At 35.2% G+C, this 16,266-nt stretch carries 14 protein-coding genes; 2 read left to right on the top strand and 12 right to left on the bottom strand.

Features of this window, described 5'->3' with window-relative positions:
• Positions 1-3: 3 nt before the first annotated feature.
• The 3 genes from AC3RVF_RS04200 to AC3RVF_RS04210 all read right to left on the bottom strand — a co-directional run bounded on the left by AC3RVF_RS04200 (position 4) and on the right by AC3RVF_RS04210 (position 2,964).
• Positions 4-828 carry a CbbQ/NirQ/NorQ/GpvN family protein gene (locus AC3RVF_RS04200; RefSeq protein WP_489692831.1) on the bottom strand — a complete coding sequence of 275 codons (825 nt, stop codon included), beginning with the start codon at positions 826-828 and terminating at the stop codon, positions 4-6.
• A 329-nt stretch (positions 829-1,157) separates the two neighbouring features.
• A complete protein-coding gene (locus AC3RVF_RS04205; protein WP_489690960.1) occupies positions 1,158-2,501 on the bottom strand; it encodes a cbb3-type cytochrome c oxidase subunit I in 1,344 nt (447 codons plus the stop codon).
• 4 nt (positions 2,502-2,505) lie between these two features.
• A complete protein-coding gene (locus tag AC3RVF_RS04210; RefSeq protein ID WP_489690959.1) occupies positions 2,506-2,964 on the bottom strand; it encodes a c-type cytochrome in 459 nt (152 codons plus the stop codon).
• 413 nt (positions 2,965-3,377) lie between these two features.
• Between AC3RVF_RS04210 and AC3RVF_RS04215 the strand changes: the two genes are divergently transcribed.
• Positions 3,378-4,001: a CPBP family intramembrane glutamic endopeptidase gene (locus AC3RVF_RS04215; protein ID WP_489692963.1), complete on the top strand. Its 624-nt coding sequence runs from the start codon at positions 3,378-3,380 to the stop codon at positions 3,999-4,001.
• A gap of 84 nt (positions 4,002-4,085) precedes the next feature.
• Here AC3RVF_RS04215 and AC3RVF_RS04220 read toward each other — a convergent pair whose 3' ends face one another.
• A complete protein-coding gene (locus AC3RVF_RS04220; RefSeq protein ID WP_489692832.1) occupies positions 4,086-5,888 on the bottom strand; it encodes a hypothetical protein in 1,803 nt (600 codons plus the stop codon).
• A gap of 295 nt (positions 5,889-6,183) precedes the next feature.
• Here AC3RVF_RS04220 and AC3RVF_RS04225 point away from each other — a divergent pair, with 295 nt between their 5' ends.
• Positions 6,184-8,472 (top strand): hypothetical protein, encoded by a 2,289-nt coding sequence (locus AC3RVF_RS04225; protein ID WP_489692833.1) that lies wholly within the window; start codon positions 6,184-6,186, stop codon positions 8,470-8,472.
• Between the two features lie 143 nt (positions 8,473-8,615).
• Here AC3RVF_RS04225 and AC3RVF_RS04230 read toward each other — a convergent pair whose 3' ends face one another.
• From AC3RVF_RS04230 to AC3RVF_RS04265, 8 genes are all read right to left on the bottom strand, one after another.
• The gene (locus tag AC3RVF_RS04230) at positions 8,616-9,398 is read right to left on the bottom strand and encodes an ABC transporter permease (RefSeq protein WP_489692834.1); all 783 of its coding nucleotides are present in this window, start codon (positions 9,396-9,398) and stop codon (positions 8,616-8,618) included.
• On the bottom strand, positions 9,391-10,101 hold the full coding sequence (locus AC3RVF_RS04235; protein ID WP_489690953.1) for an ABC transporter ATP-binding protein: 711 nt from the start codon (positions 10,099-10,101) through the stop codon (positions 9,391-9,393). Before AC3RVF_RS04235 ends, AC3RVF_RS04230 begins: the two co-directional genes overlap by 8 nt.
• Positions 10,088-11,341, bottom strand: coding sequence for a nitrous oxide reductase family maturation protein NosD (locus AC3RVF_RS04240; RefSeq protein ID WP_489690952.1), 1,254 nt, complete (start codon positions 11,339-11,341; stop codon positions 10,088-10,090). Before AC3RVF_RS04240 ends, AC3RVF_RS04235 begins: the two co-directional genes overlap by 14 nt.
• Positions 11,342-11,538: 197 nt before the next feature.
• Complete coding sequence (locus AC3RVF_RS04245; RefSeq protein WP_489690951.1) at positions 11,539-11,970, bottom strand: nitrous oxide reductase accessory protein NosL; 432 nt, start codon at positions 11,968-11,970, stop codon at positions 11,539-11,541.
• A gap of 99 nt (positions 11,971-12,069) precedes the next feature.
• Positions 12,070-12,687 carry a hypothetical protein gene (locus tag AC3RVF_RS04250; RefSeq protein WP_489690950.1) on the bottom strand — a complete coding sequence of 206 codons (618 nt, stop codon included), beginning with the start codon at positions 12,685-12,687 and terminating at the stop codon, positions 12,070-12,072.
• Between the two features lie 183 nt (positions 12,688-12,870).
• Entirely contained in the window at positions 12,871-14,838 is a 1,968-nt protein-coding gene (nosZ, locus tag AC3RVF_RS04255) for a Sec-dependent nitrous-oxide reductase (protein ID WP_489692835.1), read from the bottom strand.
• Between the two features lie 32 nt (positions 14,839-14,870).
• Positions 14,871-15,446 carry a fasciclin domain-containing protein gene (locus AC3RVF_RS04260; RefSeq protein WP_489690948.1) on the bottom strand — a complete coding sequence of 192 codons (576 nt, stop codon included), beginning with the start codon at positions 15,444-15,446 and terminating at the stop codon, positions 14,871-14,873.
• A 68-nt stretch (positions 15,447-15,514) separates the two neighbouring features.
• A complete protein-coding gene (locus tag AC3RVF_RS04265) occupies positions 15,515-16,018 on the bottom strand; it encodes a c-type cytochrome (protein ID WP_489690947.1) in 504 nt (167 codons plus the stop codon).
• Between the last annotated feature and the right edge of the window lie 248 nt (positions 16,019-16,266).

Genomic DNA, 16,266 nt, shown 5'->3' on the forward strand with positions numbered 1-16,266 from the left:
GGATTAAATCATCAAATCGCACAAATCTGTGAGGGCTTGGGTTATTTCAAGATCGTCTGTTAAGGGTTCAACTATCGCTACTTTCACAGATAGACGTTTTGGCAAGCCGCTATTTATAAGCATTGCGGCATCGACCAACAAACGTGTTGAAACAGTTTCTGTCAATCCCAATTCGGTGAGATTCCTGATTTTGTGAGCTATATTCACTAGTTTTTTTGAAGTGTCGTGATCTAAACCCGTTTCATTTTCTACTATTTCAGTTTCGTCCTTCGCACTGGGATACTGAAAGGAAAGTGCCACAAATCGTTGCCGTGTGGAAGGTTTCAGCTCCTTAAATCCTTTTTGATAGCCTGGATTAAAGGAAGCGACCAACATAAAATCTGGATGCGCTTTCACTGTTATTCCAAGTTTGTCTATATAAAGTTCCTTTCTATGATCGGTAAGTGAATGTATTGCAACTACTACGTCTGGGCGCGCTTCGGCAATTTCATCTAAATAGAGGATAGCGCCTTCTTTTACGGCCTTTGTAAGCGGTCCATCAACCCAAATAGTTTCGGCACCTTTAATAATATAGCGGCCAATAAGATCTGTGGAAGAGGTTTCTTCATGGCAGGAAACCGTAATTAATGACTGGTTGAATTGATGCGCCATAAAATCTACAAAACGCGTTTTTCCTGTGCCTGTGGGGCCTTTCAAAAGTATTGGCAATTTATTTTTATAGGCGTGTTCAAAAACCTCAACTTCCCGATGAATAGGTTTGTAGAAGGGAATACTTCTTTTTTCTGAAACTTCTTCCAAAGCCATTTTAATGGTATCTGTGGTTGGCATAATTCTTTATTTTAAATTAGTCGTGTCCGACTAAGATGTAAGACCGCTTCGCTGAAAGACGTAAGACATAAGACTTGATTCTTTCTAGGAAGACAATAAGGTTAAATTGATTAAGCATACGTTTTAGTTGTTAAATCTCAATAGTGATTTGACTGAACAGAATTTTGTAATATTTTAATTAGACACACATGATTTTAATTTCAAACGAAAAAACAAAAGGCCTAAACTCGGTTCTTTTAGAGGAAATATTTTCAGTTTTAATGAAGTTATACTTCCCTCAATTTTAGGTATAAGAGCGTAACCTAATTCAGACCTTTATACTGTTTTAATTAGTCGTTTTCAATAATTTCTAAGGCTTCGTCTGTTGGACGGCCGTGTTTAAAAAAGTCTATTATATACATAACTATTCCGATGGCAAATAGACTTGCGCAAAGTAATAATACCACGAAATGGATACTTACTTCTTTTTGTACTGCCATAAATTCCAGGCCGTATTTTCTTTCCAGATATACTTGTGCAACGCCTGCTACTCCAAAGGCCATCGTCATCCCGATCATCCCGATATTGGTAGTCCAAAAGGCTATGCGCCCGCGAGCTCCGTCGTATAATTTACGTCCTGTCATATTTGGTAAACTGTAACTTATAATTGCAAAAACAATCATTGCGTAGGCACCCCAAAAAGCTAAGTGAGCGTGCATTGCGGTTACCAATGTTCCGTGAGTGTATAAGTTAGTTTGTGGCAAAGTGTGTGCGAAACCTAATAATCCTGCGCCAACAAAAGAAACTATAGCAGCGCCAAGCGTCCAGAATAAGGCAATTTTATTGGGGTGTTTCTTTTCACCTTTACGATACATATTTACTGCGAAAAGCGCCATCGCTAAGAAAGCCAGAGGTTCTAGTGCAGAGAAAATTCCACCTACTATTAACCAAATTTTATTTACTCCTATATAGTAATAATGGTGACCCGTACCAAGAACTCCCGAAAGGAAAGTAAGCCCCACAATTACATAAAGCCATTTTTCAATAACCTCGCGGTCCACGCCTGTAAGTTTAATTAATAGGAAGGCAAGAATACCACCCATAATAAGTTCCCAAACACCTTCAACCCAAAGGTGAACAACCCACCAGCGGAAAAAACTATCTGTTACTTGGCTGTCAAACGGTAACATTCCGGGTATATAGAGTAATGCTGCAAACACTAGCCCCATTGTAAGAACTAAGGACGTTGTAGTTTTTCTTTTTCCTTTAAAAAGTGTTAACAGTATGAGCGCTAAAAACAGTAATACGTTGGCCACAACTAGGTAATCTAATTGATGTGGAATTTCCAAAAACTTTCGTCCTTCCCATACATTGAAGTGAAAACCAATAATAGCGGCAACGCCTACCAATGCAAGGGAAATCAATTGAACGTAAGCTAGTTTTACGCTTACAAGTTCGCGTTGTGCTTCTTCGGGAATAATGTAGTAAGCGGCTCCCATAAAACCAGAGAGCAACCAAACCACAAGTAAGTTTGTATGAACGGCGCGTGCGGTGTTAAAGGGTATAAATTCGTGCAAGCCGTCCATTCCGATGCGTGCAAAACCCATAATAAATCCGTAAACTATTTGGAGTGTTAGGAGCAGCATCGAGAGGGCAAAAAACCAATATGCTACTTTTTGAGATTTATATTTCATAATACTAATTTTCTGATTGGTTATTAAGTAGTTGTTTGTCTTTTGCTAATGGCGATACAATTCGCTCGAAGCCGTTTAGGTCTATTTCGCCTATCCAATTAAAGAAGGCAATAACGTCATCTGCTTCTTCGGAAGTAAAGCCATAGGCGACCATTTTACGGCCGTTTGGTTCCCACGGAACGGGAGACATAAGGATTGCTTTAATGAGGCCTTCACCTCTTCGTTCAACAACTTTTGTAAGTTCGGGCGCATAATAGGCACCTTCGCCAAGAATGGTATGGCAGCCCATACAGTTGTTTTGTTCCCAGATAACTTTTCCTCGCACTACTTGAGGTGTAATGTTTTCATAGTTGGTTTGATCTTGCCCATCACTGAAGGAATAAATGGTAAGACCAATAAAAATCAAAAAGGTTACGAACGTCCCTATCAGGAAAAATGCCCGCGCTTGTTGTTTGGATAGCATATTGGTTGGTTTTAAATTATGTATTTAAGACTTTTTAATCTTAATAGCAAATTAAAAACAAACAGTGAAAATTTAATATGACGGTTATCATATTAAGTGAAGTTTTTAAAAGTGCTTATATTAACTTGCAGCTAATACACTTAAGAATACGGATAACCGAACTGATTGAATTTTATAATAGAACTTTTTTGGTAAATTGCGAAAATATAATAGCTGTAATTAAAATGAACATCCTCAAAGCATTCTTATTTACTGCTCTTTTGATTGGTCTCGAACTCATTATAAGTTTTTCCATTGGATATTTAATTGACACAGGTAATTTCGACTTAAGCTCTATAAGACACTATATTGGTATTATTGGAATAGTTCCTTACGTTCTTTCATTTTCAATTATCTTATTCCTAATTTTTAAAATGAAATTACAATGGAAGAAAGGAATTGAAAAAGTAAAAAACATTGAAGGTAATATTATTATATATCTATTTATTTTAAGTGTAGGGCTCTTCTTTTATGACAGACCATCTTTTGATTTCACAAGAATATTAGATACAATCAATAATGTTTCAATTGAGCCATACGTACAGAAAGAATGGAATATTATAACATTGTTCTATAAGTCAATTTCTGTCCTAATTGTCGCACCAATTTTTGAGGAACTATTTTTTCGAAAATATATGTTCGTCGAACTAAAAAAAAAACATTCACACAACATATCGATTCTGATTTCAAGTATTTGCTTTGCATTAATCCATCTTCCTAGTTATAGAAATCTAATTCCAACTTTTCTTTTCGGTGTTTTTTGTTGTATAATTTATACAAAAACAAGGAATATTATTTACCCAATATTTTTGCACTTCCTTTTAAATCTAACTTGGATAATTTCAATTACGTACGGAGAAAAATACTATCAATGGATATTTGGACTACAGTTTAATATAATTTATTGGAGTATGGTTATTTCTGGGATTGTAGTTGTAATATTTGGATTAAGAAAAATAAATAAAGCTAAAATTGATAACCGTTGCACAACCTCATAGTTTTTAAAACCCGAACTCATATAAGCCGCTATAAGCGGCTTTATTTTTTGTTAAGGCTTGAATAATGTACTATATTCAAAACCCCTACCCAATCTCCAACTGATCCTCCCGTACCCGCAATATCTCCACTCTAGCAACCTCCAAATCCTTTTCAAATTGCGTCTTATTGCCTAAAATGTAATTTGCCGCTAAGTCGTGGTAATGCGCAATGCCATCCAGAAGATTATTACTGAATTTTTCCCAAGATTTAAAATCGCGTGTAGATGGCGAAGTAGCGCGTTCTATTTCCTTTTTTAGGATATCTATATAAAGTCTGAGCTCCGTTACAAATAGTGATGCTCGATTGGGGTTTTGTACAATATCTTTTCGACCATAAATATGATCGGTCATTTCGCGAAGACTGGTGGTTTTTGAGAAATTTACAATGTTCGGCCCCGGGCAAATAGTTACGGCTGTTAGTTTTTTCAAAAAAGGAACCTCATAACTTGCAGGTCCCGCATTGCTCAAACCTATGCAAAGACATTCTTTACTTAGCACATCGTCTACTTGCATATCGTATTCTTGTTTGGAGATATCTAAGGTTTTTAACTGCTCCAATTTTAGTTTTTGATATTTGGTGGAAGCAGTACAAATAGGTGTTTTAGTGAATTCCGTATTCGATTCCAACAACTTTTCGGTACACGGGCTTCCGGGTTTGTTTTTATTAATTCTTCCTAAGCGCTCTTTTTCTGCAGTGGTACCTTTTAAGTAATTAAATTCAACTCCCAGCGGCGAGGCTTTGCTTCGCACCACATCGTTTTCTTTGGAATTCGCCAATAGTTGCAATGTGTTTTTATCTACCGTTGTGGCTTCCGGACATAGTAAAAACGGAGTGCCCCAACCAGTGCCGTCTACTTCATAATAATCTTGTAGTAATTTGTCTTCTTCGCTGGTTCCTATCCCGCCCTGAACTGTTATTCTTATTGGGTGCGGTTTGTCGAAGCCAGACTTTCCTTTTGCTGTAATCGCGGGATTATAAAGTTCAAAAAGGCTATCCTGCAATTCCTGCTTTTTCTCTTTAAATTCTTGAAGAATTGGTCCCATTAGCAAACCTTGAGTTGCAAAAACGTGTCCGCCACAATTTAGGCCAGATTCAATTCTAAATTCGCTAACCCAGATTCCTTTTTTCGCCAAATATTTTCCTTGAATTAATGCGGAACGGTAATCGCTCACTTTAATAATTACTTTTTTACGAAAACCGCCCAATTCATACGCATCAAAAGCTGAAAAGCCTTCCATATAGTTATAAAGACGCGGATTCATTCCTGCGGAAAGAACCACGGAAGAATTGCTTAATTCACAGTCTGCATAGCCTTTTAAAGCCGTAACGGCATCAGAACCATTCTCTATGGGTTGTTTGTTTTTATCTAATTGTTCCTTGTCTACCTTGGTCATAATATTGACTTCGATGGAACCGGGAACAAGACTTTCACGCAACAATTTTTCAGCAATTTCTATTTCTGTGGCATCCGAAAGTGAAAACCATTCGTGATATTTTTCCTTCAGCAGACTACTGTCTGGAAGCATTTCAAAATATTTTGCGATATCTGAACCCGTTTCAAAAGCAGAAGTTTTCAGTTTCTCCATTTTGGAAGTCACGATGCGCTGCATCAAATTTAGGTAGTCTGTTATGCGCCGTGCCCGAGAATCTTCTTCCTTTGGGGAAATAGGCACATAGGTCTCGTTATTTTGCTGGTAGTAATATTTCCGCATTACTTCTATTAAATTGTCTTCAATAATGGAAAGTGTAGAATTTATTCCAAAATGAGCAACTTTTATAGGCGAATCTATTGTGAAAGCGATTCCCATTACGGGAATATGAAAACTGTGCGGGCTTGTAATCTGCATTTGAATGGAATTTAGATTGAAAAGCCGTAAAGGAAAGAAAACTAATAGCCCTATTTTATGACGGAAATCATAAATAATACTTTTTGCTCTTTAAAGTGAATTTGTAATGTTTTTCGAAAACTTTAAATTATTGAATAACAAAATAGAAGATTATTGATGGAGATACTGTGAGTTGGTTTTTATGTTATATTTGGAGGTAGACTATTAAAGATATGATGTATATAAATATTAAAAAGATATTTATATACATGTTGGCAACGCCGAAAGAATTAACTTTACGAAAATTAGAAACTTAATGTCAAAAACCAATCAGCTTATATTACTTCTAGATTCTCTAGATAAAAAAGAATTCGATAAAATTGTAAAAATATATTTACAAAAAGAATACGGATTTAAAAAAGTTGTTTTTACTGATGGTAAAGATGATGTTGGTCTTGACATAAGAGTATTTGATTTTGAAGGACAAAATATCCAGTATCAATTAACTGTACAAAAGTCAAAAAGTCAAAGTGAAATGTACTCCTTTACTAAAAAGGTTATTGAAGATGTTGAAAAAGCAAAAATTAATGTTTCTGAATTTGACTCAAAAGACAAATTAATATTCTTTTATTCCAAAAAATTAACAAATAAAAAAATTAGAACTTTACAAGGAACTGCGTTTAAGGAGCATTCAATCAATCTTGAAATTATAGATGCAAATCGTATCGCTGAAGAAGCTGAGAATATAATTGAAATTCAGTCGGAACTTTATAAAATTAATGAATTAGACAAATTTAAAGTTGACAATAGTTCTTTTGACAATAATCTACTTTATGATCTCTTATCATTTGGAAAACCTACGGAGTTTAAAACACAGATTATTGATTCATTTGTGTTGCAACTTTTTTTTAAAGGCGAAAATCTTGGCAAAGATGAAGTAAAAGAAGCTTGTGAAAATCAATTTCAAGTAAAGGAAAATAACGTGTTTTACGATAAATTATTAAATAGATTTTTGTCCGAAAAAAGAATTAAAAAAGACAAATCTCAAGGGAGTTATAGTTTGACAATTGAGGAAAAAAATAGATTGGATTCGAGAAACAAAGAATTTGAATTAGAAAAAAAATTGTTCATTCAAAACATTAATGACATTCTTATCAAATATAATCAAGAACAAGAAATTGACAATTATATTATCCAACTAAAACAACTATATATAGATAATTTCAATTCAGATTTATCTGATGCTTTAAAAAATGACGAGGAATACCACATATTTAGTATTTGTAGAGAATTCCTTAAATTCATTGAAAGTAAACTTAAAAGCAAAAGTAAATCTAAAGAATTATCCAAGGAACTTTTAAAATTTTGTATCGATAACAAATTCGTGCAAAAAATTGCTGCTAGTAAAGTTTATTGTAGTAGAATAGACAATACACGTCTTGAAACATATCTAAATAACAAAAAGAAAATATTTATTGATACAGCTGTTGGTTTAAATAGTCTGTGTTATTACTATAATCCTAAATTAGAGTATAAAAACTACTTTTATAGAGCTACAAAAAATTTAATTGAGTTTGCAAAAAGTGAAAATATCAAACTCTATATTTCTGAAAGATATATTTGGGAGATGCAAAATCATATAAATGACGCATTTAATTTAATCCCTTTTACACTAATACCTCAGTTTGAAAACCTTGGCTCATCACGAAATATCTTCTATAATTTTTATTATTTCTTAAAGACTTCGGATAATATTGGCGGCGATATCGGTTTTAGAGATTTTCTTGAAAAATTTGGATTTAAAGAACGGAGTGGCTATAAGTCATTTCATTCTATAATTCTCAATTCACTTTCTCAAATTCAAATTGAAGAACAGAGAATAGAAAAGGAATATGACATTGAAGAAGCCAATAAAATATTTGGCGATTCATTACTAAAACTTTATAAACAAAAATCAAATTTTACCCGAAATAATGATAGTATCATGTTGGAATACCTTGCTGATGATGATGTGCAAACCCATCCTCTAGAACCTGTTTTCCTTACTTGGGATAGAACCTTTTTTGAAACTCACGTTGCTTATAATAAAAAATTTCCTAATTCTCAAGATTGGTTAATGCTATCGCCTAACAAATTGGTTGATGTATATAGTATCTTAAAATTTTCGATAAACTCTGAAACAGTTACGGAAAATTTATTAGCATTAATTTCAGATGATATAATTCAAAACACTTATTCTCTTGTTGACACCTTATCAATTATTTTAAACCCAAATGATGACGTAGGTTTAGAATACACAACGAGATTATCTGAGATAAGAGAATCAGAAATTAATAAATTAAATTCAGAAGATGTAACGAGACCTGAAAATTTTGAAGGAGAAGCTGTAATTGATGATATATTCTTTAAACTAACATCACATTATAAAGATTCTGAAAGTAAACTAAATGATTTTAAAAACTTATTTACTCAAAAAGACTATATGGATAAAGTAATAAAATTATTAGTTCAAACAATAGCAGATTTTTATAAAAATAAATTTTTGGATAATAATATCGTCTCTGAATTTGACAAATTAATAGAAACTGCGAATAAAGAAGAATAAAAGTACAGTTGGCAACCCAGTGTTTAAGTTCTGGCTTGGCTATTATCTAATGGTAAATCTTACGTATTTCTCAAAGTCAGTTTTTATTTGGAAAGATTTGTGCCGTAACACGCCACAGTTCAAATACATAAACGTTATCCCCTTTAAAAATCTTTCCGCTTAGCAATTCTCCAAATAAAGAAAGTAGGTAATAATACCCAAACGAACAGCATTCCCAAGGAGATTAACAAGCCGAAACTTGTACCAAAGAATTTTTGGAAAACTGCGCCGGTATAGCCCAAAAGTGCTGAAATGTCAAGTTTTAAAAGTATCAATACGCGCGATAAATCTATTGGGTTTAACATTGTAGCCAGCAACGAAAATTTATCTAACGGATATTCTTCAAAATACAGTAACGACATTAAAAAGATACCGTCATAAATTACCGCCAAAAAGAGCCAAAGCAGAATGGCGTAACCAAAACCTTTGATTTTATTTTCGTTGGAAAGTGCAATCACAAAAGCCAGTGCCGTAAAAATAAAGGTGAGAAAAGCACCAGTTACCAGTAAAAGTGAGAAATCCCAAATGGCACTACTATTAAAAACTCCGTAAAAAATAAATGGTAAGCCTAAACCAATAATCAAACTCATTGTTAAGGAAGTTGCGACCCCGAAATATTGCCCCAAAAAAATGGAACTTCGTTTTACGGGTTGTGCTAAGAGCAGTTCGGTGAATTCGCGGGAATTGTAATAATACATTACCCCAAAAATGGTTCCGATTAATGGCACTAATATGATGATAACATTCATCAATGTTATTACTGCTTTTGAAAGGTCGTTGTTTAAAAACAAAAGCACAACGCCAAGCAATAAATAGAATAGAAAATAGACGTAGCTCCAACGGCTGCGCATTAAATCGTAAAAACTGTATTTTAATATCTTAAGCATAACTTGCGGATAAAATGGAGGCTATTGCGTGTTCAAAATCGGGTTGTTCGGTCTTAGATTTCAGTTCGGGAATAGTGCCTTTGAAGTAAATTTTCCCTTCCAAAAGGAAAACAATTTCATCTGCAATTTCTTCCACAAAACTCAAAATATGCGAGGTTACGAGAATGGTTTTTCCTTTTTCTTTTTCGGAAAAGATTAAATTCTTTAACCGTAAATGTGAAATTGGATCTAAGCCACTCGTGGGTTCATCGAGGATTATCAATGGGCTGTCAAACATAAAAGCAAGCACTAAATTCACCTTTTGTTTTGTTCCCCCAGAAAGGTTTACCAATCTTTTATTCAAGAATGGTTGCAACTTAAAAAGCTCTATTAGCTCTTCGTCCTTAGTTGCTTCGGAAGCTCTTAAGTCTTTGATCATATCAATGAGCTCATTCACTTTCAAGTTTCCGGGAAAGTTGGCTATTTGCGGCAGATAATCGATCTTTTCGCGGTATTTAAAATTATTCTTTAATGATTTCTCATTGATGAAAATTTCACCCGAATCTGGCAATACCATCCCGAGAATAGCCTTTATAAGCGTGGTTTTTCCTGAACCGTTTGGTCCGAGAATCGAGAAAATACCGCCTTCTTTTATGGAAAGATCGATGCCCTGAAGCACTTCATTCCTTCCAAATTTTTTATATAAATCCTTAATTTCTATCATGGCGTATAAGTTTCATTCTTGGATTTTCATCCATCAAGTCGTCTGGGGTAAATACTGGGGAAACCTTTTCAGAAAAATCTATAATATCTATAAACAGACTTCGCATTAAAATTATGGTTTCTGGAGTGCGGTTCACTATATATGAAAAGAGCTTTACAGGACGGTAAGCTACATCGCCAATTCCGTTTTTGTCTAGGTCGTAACCCGTGTAAGTACTCCAATAATTATTGTTGAATTTATTGTCGTTGATACGTCCCTTATACGAAATATCGAATGAGTTGTATAAAAAGTTATTATCTATAATGTGGTTTTCGTAGCAGGCACCTTTCACCTTTATTGCATACCCATTGTTTGTAAAATCGTTGTTGGAGTAGTCCAAACGGTTGCTGCCTTCAACAGTTATACCCACCGTATTTTCGAAAAATAAATTGTTTTTAATATTGGCGTCGTTTACTTCTTTCAACAGTAAACCATAAGCTGCGGTACCCCAGTTTTTCTTAATAACATTGTTTTCAACTTCCATAAATTTTGAAAACATTAATGCAATTCCGGCGCCGTTGGTTTCAAAAACATTGTTGATTACATAATTATTATTGCTAAACATAAAATGAAGCCCGTAACGCACATTGTTTTTACTTAAATTATCTTGGATGGTTATATTGTCTGAAAATTCGAGGTATATACCATCGCGAACATTTTGCACGTCGTTGCCACGAACTTCCACATTTTTACAATACCAAAGATGAATAGCGTTTCCTGAATTGAATTCGGTTACAGCTTCTCCCCTCACTTTGTTGTTTAGTACTTTTCCGTGACTGGCTTTTTGAAGATAAATGCCGAAGAAAAGTTTTTCGAGCTCTAAATTTTGAATGGTGAAACCAGAGCTGTTCACCACGCGAACCGAAGCGTAATCTGTGGTATAACTCAGTCCTACATTAATAATCTTAAAGCCATCGAGCGTAACATTATCTGCGCCGATGGTGATTATTTCTCCTTTCTTTTCGCCATCAATAGTGGGAAGGTTTTCACCAATAAGAGTGATGCCTTTGTTAATTTTTATATTGGCTTCTTTGTAAATGCCTTTTTTTACCAAAACAGTATCGCCTTCTTCAGCTTGAAGAACAGCTTCCTGAATTGATTTTACAGGGCAGGTAGCACAAACCGTAATGGTTTTTGACCACACGTTTGTAATGGACAACAAGCCAATTAAGAGGAATAATATATAGAATTTGTTTTTCAAAATGGAGTTTAATTATTCAATACGAAGTCATTCTCTTGCGAGTAGATTTAAAAAAATTGAAGATACAGAATTTAAAGAAGTTTCAAGAATTTTGAAATTTTTGAAAATCGGTTAGATTTCGAGTTTAATAAAAAAGACTTCAGCAAATTTTGGAGGCTGTTTAGCTATTCTGAAACTGCCGAAGCCATTTTTCAATTTTATAATTTTAAATAATCTTGGAGTTCTTCCCAAGTGTAAATCTTACCCGTAAATTTTTCTTGTGCTTTTTGTCCCGCTTCTGCGTTTTGAAAAGCCGAAAGGTTTGCTCCCATTGGGCTTTGTAGTTTTTCACTAACCAAATATGAAGCTTTTGTAGCATCAATCAACTCACCTGGCTGGTGAAAATCTGCTGCTAAATAGTGCGTCATTTCTGTACTTTTAAACTCATCCTGTAACGAATGAACCATACATTCAATGGCATCATATTTATAAGATTTGCCCTTTGCTGTCACCACTTGTGAGGCGTGCTGTCTATCTACTATAGTCATATTGCAATAATGACAAGCATCTGAGCCGTAATTAATGGGCTGTGGGTTTACATTGCAGGCTGCAAACAAAACTGAAACAAGTAATAATTGTATGATTTTCATAATTTCAAAAATTTAAAGGTTTACCCCTTTCGTCTTAATAAAACGTTATCAACGTTTTATTAAAAACACCTTCCCCATAAAAAGGGGAAGGAGCTTAATTTAGGCTTTAATTTTTTTATATTCTTTTTTTCCAACAAAGAAGGCAACAACGGTAAGCATCATTCCAAAGAATATCATATAAGCTCCGGTTCCTGGCCATGAATCAACATCAAAATTCAACATTTTTTGATAGCCTATTAGCGGTGGTTTATACGTCATTGGGGTGCCGTCAAGGTTTTCTAATTTCATAATAGCTTTTGGGTCAAGATCAGTTCCGTAATCTAGTAGCCATAGGTTAAAATCGTACATTCCCATTATTCCGAGAACAGACATTAACACAAACCAGCCAAGAAACCATTTGTAACTTACTTTGCCAAAGAAACCTAGAATTCCGATAATCACTCCAAGCGCCACCATTAAACCAATCACTTTTGGAAATACACTAAACTCCCACATATCTTCCACTTTAGGTATTGTTTTCATCCCAATATAATGGTTAAGCCCGTCTATGTTTTGAATGTCAAATTCTTCAACGCCTTGTATTCCTTCAATATAAATATCCATTCCCAGCGGGTCTGGATATTGGGGTGCACCGAGCATAATATTCCACAATGGGAATTTAAAAAGGCCCAATAGTAGCAAGGAGCCAATTATCATTATAATTCCTGCTTTTTTCATTTTATATGAGATTTGAGATGTGAGACTTGAGATACTAGAAATATATGTTTAAGAGTTTAGGTCTCACTTCTAAAGTCTAAAATCTAACGTTTTTAATAAAGACGGGGGAAATCAACAACCCCCGTCTCTAATGAAAATACTATCCATCACTAATCCAGTATTTTCACAACTAAAAACATCTTATTAATCTTCGCCTAGACCCCAAGACAATTCGATTTTCGAATCTGCTGGGCTTACACGTACATATCCTTGCATTTCTTGGTGAAGTGCAGAACAGAAATCTGTACAATAGAATGGCCATACTCCTACTTGCTTTGGCTCCCAAAGTAAAGTCTCTGTAGCTCCTGGCATAATAAGCAATTCAGCATTATTAGCACCAATTACTGCGAAACCGTGTGGTACATCAAAGTCTTGTTCGTGGTTTGTAATGTGGAAGTAAACTTTGTCTCCTACTTTTACGCCTTCAATGTTATCTGGGTTAAAGTGGCTACGGATCATATTCATATAAATATGAACATCTTTCCCATTGCGCTCTACTCTAACATCGCTGTCTTGAAGAACGGCATACTTGTGTTTGTTTTCAGCAAGTTTAAAGATCTTTCTAGATTTTGGCGCAACCAATTCCGCAGGAATAGCAGCTGCATAGTGAGGCTCACCAATGGTTGGGAAATCTAACAACAGTTCCATTTTATCGCCAGTAATATCGAATAACTGAGCAGACTGTGTAAGTTCCGGACCTGTTGGTAAGTATCTGTCTTTTGTAATCTTGTTTAGGGCTACAAAGTATTTACCGAATGGCTTACGTGAGTTTCCTCCGGGAATCATACCGTGACCTACAGAGTAAAACACTGGCTGACGATCTAAAACTTCCCAAGTTCCTACTTTCCATTTTACAACTTCTGAAGAGATAAAGAATGTAGTATACGCATTTCCTTTTCCGTCAAATTCTGTATGAAGTGGTCCTAAACCTGGTTGTTTAACAACACCAGCAAGAATATCCTCAAATTTCAAGATTGGAATTCCGTAAGCTTCTCCGTCAAATTTCTTGTTTTTAATAGCATCAAGCATTTTGGTGAAACTGTGAACAGTTAAATCTGCTGAAAGTTTTCCGTTACCGATGATGTATTCACCTGTTGGGTCTACGTCACAACCGTGTGGAGATTTTGGAGTGGGTAAGAAATATACAGCTCCCGGAACATCCATTGGGTTCACTGTAAGAACTTCTTTTATCATAGTAGAAGTAGCAGTATGAGTGTCTTCATCTAAAATGTTATGTGCGTAATTAGCAGGAACTTTTGTTCCGCCACCGTTGTTTACGTACTCTTCTATTACTTTCCAGTTTACTGCAGCAATAAAATCTTTATCGTTTTGTGAAGCGTTAACTTCTAAAAGCGTGTGGGCTTCTTCAGTATTATAGGTGGTAAAGAAGAACCATCCGTGACTTTTATCGCGTCCAGGGTGAGAAAGGTCGTAGTTAAATCCTGGCATCATTAGCTGGAATTTAATCCCCATTCTTCCTGTTTCTTGATCAACTTTAATGAAAGTTAAAGCTCCTTTAAAGTTCCCTTTGTAGTCCTTAATAGACATATCTTTCTGTGGAACCGGTACAGAGAAACGAGTTCCCGCTACCACATACTCGGTATTTTCAGTAATAAAAGATGAACTGTGGTTACCTGCACTGTTTGGAATTTCAATAATTTCTTCAGTTTTGAAGCTTTCCAAACCAATACGTGCAATTCTAGGCGTGTTATTACCATTAATAAATATCCAACGCCCATCTAAAACACCGTTTGTTTGTGAAATATCTGGGTGGTGAGAATCGTCCCAAGGCACAAAGCCGTAAGATGTGTTTAGCATCGGTTTTGTTTCTTCAGAATATCCCCAACCATTTTCTGGGTTTTGTGAGAATACCGGAAGAACTTTAAGAAGACGTCCTGAAGGCAAACCGTAAACAGCTAACTGCCCACTAAATCCACCCGACATAAATGCATACATTTCGTCGTGATCGCCTGGAGCTACATATACTCTCTCTGCAGCGTTGGTTGCAAGACCACCTTGGCCTTTGCTTCCTTTTCTGTCATTTCCATTATTACAGCCAACTAATGCAGTAGCGATAACAAGAAAAAATAAAATATTAATTGATTTTTTCATTATTTTATTATTTAAATTAAAATGATTTATAATTAGTTAGCTGGCAATATTACTTTATCTACTACGTGAACAATTCCATTTCCTGCAGGTACGCTTGCTAAAATTTTAGCGCCGCCAACAAATACATCGTCTCCGTTTACTTCTACTGTGGCATCTTCACCACTTGCTTGCCCTACTCTTTTGAATTTTTTCAAAAAATCTTTTGAATAGTTACCTGGCGTTACGTGATGTTTAAGAATGTAAGCTAACTTTTCTTTGTTTTCTGGCTTCAACAATTCTTCTACAGTTCCGGCTGGCAAGGCATCAAATGCCGCATTTGTGGGTGCAAAGACCATTAATGGCCCCGCATTAACTAGAGAGTTTTCCAATCCCGCTGCTTGCACGGCTGCTACCAAGGTGGTATGGTCTGGTGACCCAATTGCAATCTGAAGCAAGTTTGGTGCTGACTCATCATCTTCAATAAACGCCTGTCCTTGGTTACTAGAAGAGACATCGCTTTTAGTGGAACTCTCTGCAGTAGCTCCAGTTTCGGTAGTTGTTTCATTTTTACAAGCTGAAAACAGAAGTAATGCAGTTGAAACAAAGAGAAGTTTAAGGATTGTTTTCATTTTCGGTTTGGTTTTAAACCCTTGCAGAAATAGGTTTTCTGCAAGGGTGGTTTGGTTGTTTAAGTATATTATAGGGTTCTAAAATATTCCAATACTTGTCTGGCTTCTTCCTCGGTAAGGTGTTGATTAGCCATTGGGGAGCCGTTAAATTCCATCAAAAGTGCTTTTGCAAGCGGATCTTTTTGTGTCATTTCTTCAGGGTTTAAGATCATATTCATAATCCATTCTGGCGTACGTCTTTCCATAATTCCTGTTGGTGCCGGACCAATAAACTTCTTGTCTGGTTTGTGGCAAGCCATACATTTTGTTTTGTACACTTCCATTCCCTTTGCAGCCATTGCCTTATCAATCGTGGCACTGATTTCTACACTTTTAATTGGTCCAACTCCTTTGTTGGTAAGGTCGATAGTTTCCGAAGGTTTAGTAGTAGCTGCTGGCTCTTCATTTGTTGTTTCAGTAGCAACTGGCTTTTGACCAATTTGAATATCGTTGCTTTTCTTTTCTTCTTTTCCGCCACAACCAATCAAGGTTACGATTGCAATTGCAGCTAGTGATTTCATTATATTTTTCATAGTAGTTAAAGTTAATTTACAGGACAAAATTAACGGTAGAGTACAAGATAGAATATGATTTTGGTCATATAAAAGAGTTTTTTATCCTTAAACTATGAATAATGAAAGCATTGAAATTTTTAATGTAAGGCATTGATAGATAGGCGCTAATAATGCTTTCCAAACATCTGTGGAGATTTAAAATAAAAAAGCCGTCTAGTTAAAGACAGCTTTTTTTAATAATTAAAATTCACTAAAATTAAAAGTGC

The sequence above is a fragment of the Aequorivita sp. IT1183 genome (assembly GCF_058068265.1).